The sequence below is a fragment of the Psychromonas antarctica genome, from assembly GCF_022267535.1.
Classification (GTDB): domain Bacteria; phylum Pseudomonadota; class Gammaproteobacteria; order Enterobacterales; family Psychromonadaceae; genus Psychromonas; species Psychromonas antarctica.
Genome location: NZ_JAHNZV010000171.1, coordinates 1 through 3,894 on the forward strand (window position 1 = coordinate 1; position 3,894 = coordinate 3,894).

General features: G+C 39.3%; 3 protein-coding genes and 2 tRNA genes. 4 read left to right on the forward strand and 1 reads right to left on the reverse strand.

From position 1 onward, the window contains the following. Positions 1-107 precede the first annotated feature (107 nt). The 4 genes from KSO91_RS16335 to KSO91_RS16350 all read left to right on the forward strand — a co-directional run bounded on the left by KSO91_RS16335 (position 108) and on the right by KSO91_RS16350 (position 2,303). Positions 108-183 (forward strand) — tRNA-Lys (locus KSO91_RS16335). Positions 184-441: 258 nt separating this feature from the next. Then, positions 442-517: transfer RNA gene (locus tag KSO91_RS16340), tRNA-Lys, on the forward strand. Positions 518-631: 114 nt separating this feature from the next. Beyond that, entirely contained in the window at positions 632-1,696 is a 1,065-nt protein-coding gene (nadA, locus tag KSO91_RS16345; protein ID WP_238744091.1) for a quinolinate synthase NadA, read from the forward strand. Positions 1,697-1,820: 124 nt separating this feature from the next. Beyond that, positions 1,821-2,303: a YehS family protein gene (locus KSO91_RS16350; RefSeq protein ID WP_238744092.1), complete on the forward strand. Its 483-nt coding sequence runs from the start codon at positions 1,821-1,823 to the stop codon at positions 2,301-2,303. A 108-nt stretch (positions 2,304-2,411) separates the two neighbouring features. On the opposite strand, the gene KSO91_RS16355 is transcribed toward KSO91_RS16350, so the two are convergent. Then, positions 2,412-3,572 (reverse strand): 3-phenylpropionate MFS transporter, encoded by a 1,161-nt coding sequence (locus KSO91_RS16355; protein ID WP_238744093.1) that lies wholly within the window; start codon positions 3,570-3,572, stop codon positions 2,412-2,414. Positions 3,573-3,894: the final 322 nt, after the last annotated feature.

Consider the following 3,894-nt stretch of genomic DNA (forward strand, 5'->3'; position numbering starts at 1 on the left):
AGAGCAGTGGACTTTTAATCCATTTGTCGAAGGTTCAAATCCTTCACGGCCCACCACTTTTACGTTATGTAGAAGTCAATATTTTATTGAAAAATCCGAAAATATTCGGGCCGTTAGCTCAGTTGGTAGAGCAGTGGACTTTTAATCCATTTGTCGAAGGTTCAAATCCTTCACGGCCCACCACTTTACGTTATTGTAGAAGTCAATACTTTATCGTAAAAAAACCGAAAACATTCGGGTGTTAGCTGAGTTGATTTAGAAGTTGAATTTTAATCCACTTGTGTTGATAAGAGTCAAAGGTGATACCTTCGACTTCAGTAGTAAGCCTAATTTATTTAGGGCCGTTAGCTCAGTTGATTTAGAAGTTAAATTTTAATCCACTTGGGTTGATAAGAGTCAAAGGTGATACCTTCGACTTCAGTAGTAAGCCTAATTTATTTAGGGCCGTTAGCTCAGTTGGTAGAGCAGTGGACTTTTAATCCATTTGTCGAAGGTTCAAATCCTTCACGGCCCACCAATTCTATTATCCCCCTAGTGTTAAATATCCGCGATATAAGTTATCTTTACTTAATTTTATACACATTAGTCCACGCAATTGTTATAATTTGCTCCCATTTTTAATATCTAAGAGATGCTGATGAGCAAATTTTCTCCCCTTATTGGTTCTGACTACCCGTTTCCTGCTAAGCCGATGGTGCTTTCAGATCAAGAAAAAATTGATTACAAAGCGAAGATAAAACAGCTATTGATTGCTAAAGATGCGGTGCTGGTTGCTCATTATTATACTGATCCTGAAATCCAAGCTTTAGCAGAAGAGACCGGCGGCTATGTCGCTGATTCTCTTGAAATGGCTCGTTTTGGTCGTGATCATTCAGCACAAACATTAATTATTGCTGGTGTGCGCTTTATGGGGGAAACGGCTAAAATTCTGACGCCGCAGAAGCGTGTTTTAATGCCGGAGCTTGAAGCAACTTGTTCATTAGATATTGGCTGCCCTATAGAATCTTTCGCTGATTTTTGCGATCAGCATCCGGAGCGCACTGTTGTTGTTTATGCAAATACCTCCGCAGCTGTTAAAGCGCGTGCTGATTGGGTGGTTACTTCAAGCATTGCATTAGAGATTGTTGAGCATCTTGATAGTGAAGGTAAGAAAATAATTTGGGGCCCGGATCGTCATTTAGGTAGTTATATTCAGGCAAAAACCAAAGCAGATATGTTGATGTGGCAAGGTGATTGTATTGTGCATGATGAGTTTAAAGCCAGTGCTCTTCGTGATATGAAAGCTGTTTATCCCGATGCTGCTGTTTTAGTTCATCCTGAATCACCTATGAGCGTTGTCAAGTTAGCCGATGCAGTTGGCTCAACTAGTCAGTTAATTAAAGCCGCACAAACTTTAGCGAATAAGCAACTGATTGTGGCTACCGATACAGGTATTTTTTACAAAATGCAGCAAGCTTGTCCAGATAAAGTGATATTAGCGGCACCGACTGCTGGTAATGGCGCAACATGCCGTAGTTGTGCTCATTGTCCATGGATGGCTATGAATGGTTTAAAAGCGGTATATGACGCATTAAGCGATGCGACAGGTCATGAGATTTATGTGCCCGAAGCAGTTGCCAAAGGCGCGTTAGTTTCATTAAATCGGATGTTGGATTTCGCGGCAGAACAGCAACTAAAAGTGCAAGGTAATGCTTAACCTTGTGTCGTTTTAATTTTTGAATGGATAAATAGTGCAGCGCCTAATTATCTGCTCTGAACTGGCATATTTTTGTATTGTAGTTATAGTATGCCTAATTTAATTTATTAACTATTGAGAATTTATGATCACAAATGATGTTTTACGACGTGTACGTTATGCGTTGCAACTTAACGATAAAAAAATGTTAGAAATTTTTGCGTCTGTCGATAATGCAATCGACGAGAGTTACCTGCGTAGCATCATGGCAAAAGAAGGTGAAGAAAATTTTATATTCTGCACAGATAGCCTTTTATCGCTATTTCTAGATGGCCTAATCAATGAAAAACGCGGTAAAAAAGAGGGCTCAAGCCCGATTGTTTTACCCGAAAATACAGTCATGTTAAATAACGATATCCTTCGCAAACTGCGTATTGCACTTAACTTCAAAGAAGATGATATGTTGGATGTATTGGAATCTGCTGAGTTTCCAGTTTCTAAATCTGAACTATCGGCACTGTTTAGAAAGAAAGATCACCGCAATTTTAAGGTTTGCGGAGATCAGTTATTAAGGAATTTTTTAAACGGTATAACTAAGCGTTTTCGTGGCACTGAAGGCGAAGATTAGTTGTATTGTTGTTCGTAATCAAAACCGTGTCTTTGCACGGTTTGATTACTAGTACCTCACGTACTGTCATGTATTAGCTCCCCCCCTGTGTCGACGAATAAACAGGCCCTAGCGTTTCACTGCTCTTTCATCAATCTTCCAAATTTTTATACACCAGAAAATAGGCATTAACAATAGCGATGTTAGCAAGAATATATCGCCTTGTAGTGACTCGAAAAAAGCTCCTGAAATATAGGTAAATAGAGCCAAAATAAGGCCAAGTGCAACTGCTGAATAAAGCGATTGATAACGCATCATCTCCTTGTTCTCTTGCAACCCAATATAACGAATAGCGGCTAAGTGTGTTACCGCAAAAGTGAATGCGTGTAATGTTTGTGACAGGCCTAAAAGATACAAATCGCTGCTTATTGCAACCATTAGCCAACGCAGTATGCTGGCGACTAATCCTAATAAAAGCATCTGCTTAATTGACCAGCGATTAAATAGTTTACTGTTAAAGCGCATCACGAGGACCTCGGCGAAAACCCCTAGCGCCCATAAGTAGGCAATATTAGTTTCACTAATGCCTGAGTGACTCCAATAAATGCTGCTAAAAGCATAATAAGCACCATGACTACCTTGAATAGCCCCTGTGATAATTAAGAATAGGATCACATCCCGACGTTTAAACAGTGCTAACAGGGAGCCCGATAAGGGCGTTTCTGATGGATCATTTTCTGCTAGTTGTGGAGATAAATTCAATAAACTCAGTAAATATAGAAGTAGTGTTGCACAAACAATCAGCCATAAAATAGCTTGCTGCCCGTACTCAACAATTAACCAGCCAACACAAGTTGATCCGGCAATAAAAGCCAATGATCCCCATAACCGAACGCGACCGTAATCTAAATTAATCTGTTTAACTAGACGCGAACCTATGACGTCGCCTAGAGGCATCATAGGGGCCATAAAAAAATTAACGCATAAGGTAATAATGGCCAACCATAGATCGCCCTGTAGATAAAAAAGGAGCGTAAATGCAATAAAAGTTAATAGACCTAAGAAACGTAGCAAGCGTAATAAGCTAATGCCACTCGATATTCTGGGTAATAAAGTCAGGTTACTGAGAAAACGTAATAACAGACCCGCTGAAAAAAGTAAGCCTATATCACTACTGGAAATTCCTTGCCCTTCCAGCCAAATCCCCCAAAAAGGTAAGAATATGCCCCAAATAAATAGAAAGGCGATAAAATAAAGAATTAGCCATAACCTGGCTCGAATATAAAACAAGCTATACCTCTTGCGTTTGAGGATCATAGATAACGAAGTAAATGGTCAATTATCAATGCAAAAGCAAGTTATATAGTGATATGACCTTATTGTCGATATTATTAGCACATATTGTAATGTGCTAATTTAAATAGGCATTATTGGGGGAGATAAGAGACGACCACAATGTTGATAAATTGAAGCTTATTGTTACTTGTGAGCTTACGGCAGCGTAGCTCAACTTCCATTTTTTGTTCTGATTTAATACGGGTAACTCATCCATCAGGACTTAATTATGTCAAATCCAGAGCAACTTAGTAGCGTTATTACTGCATTTGAGCAG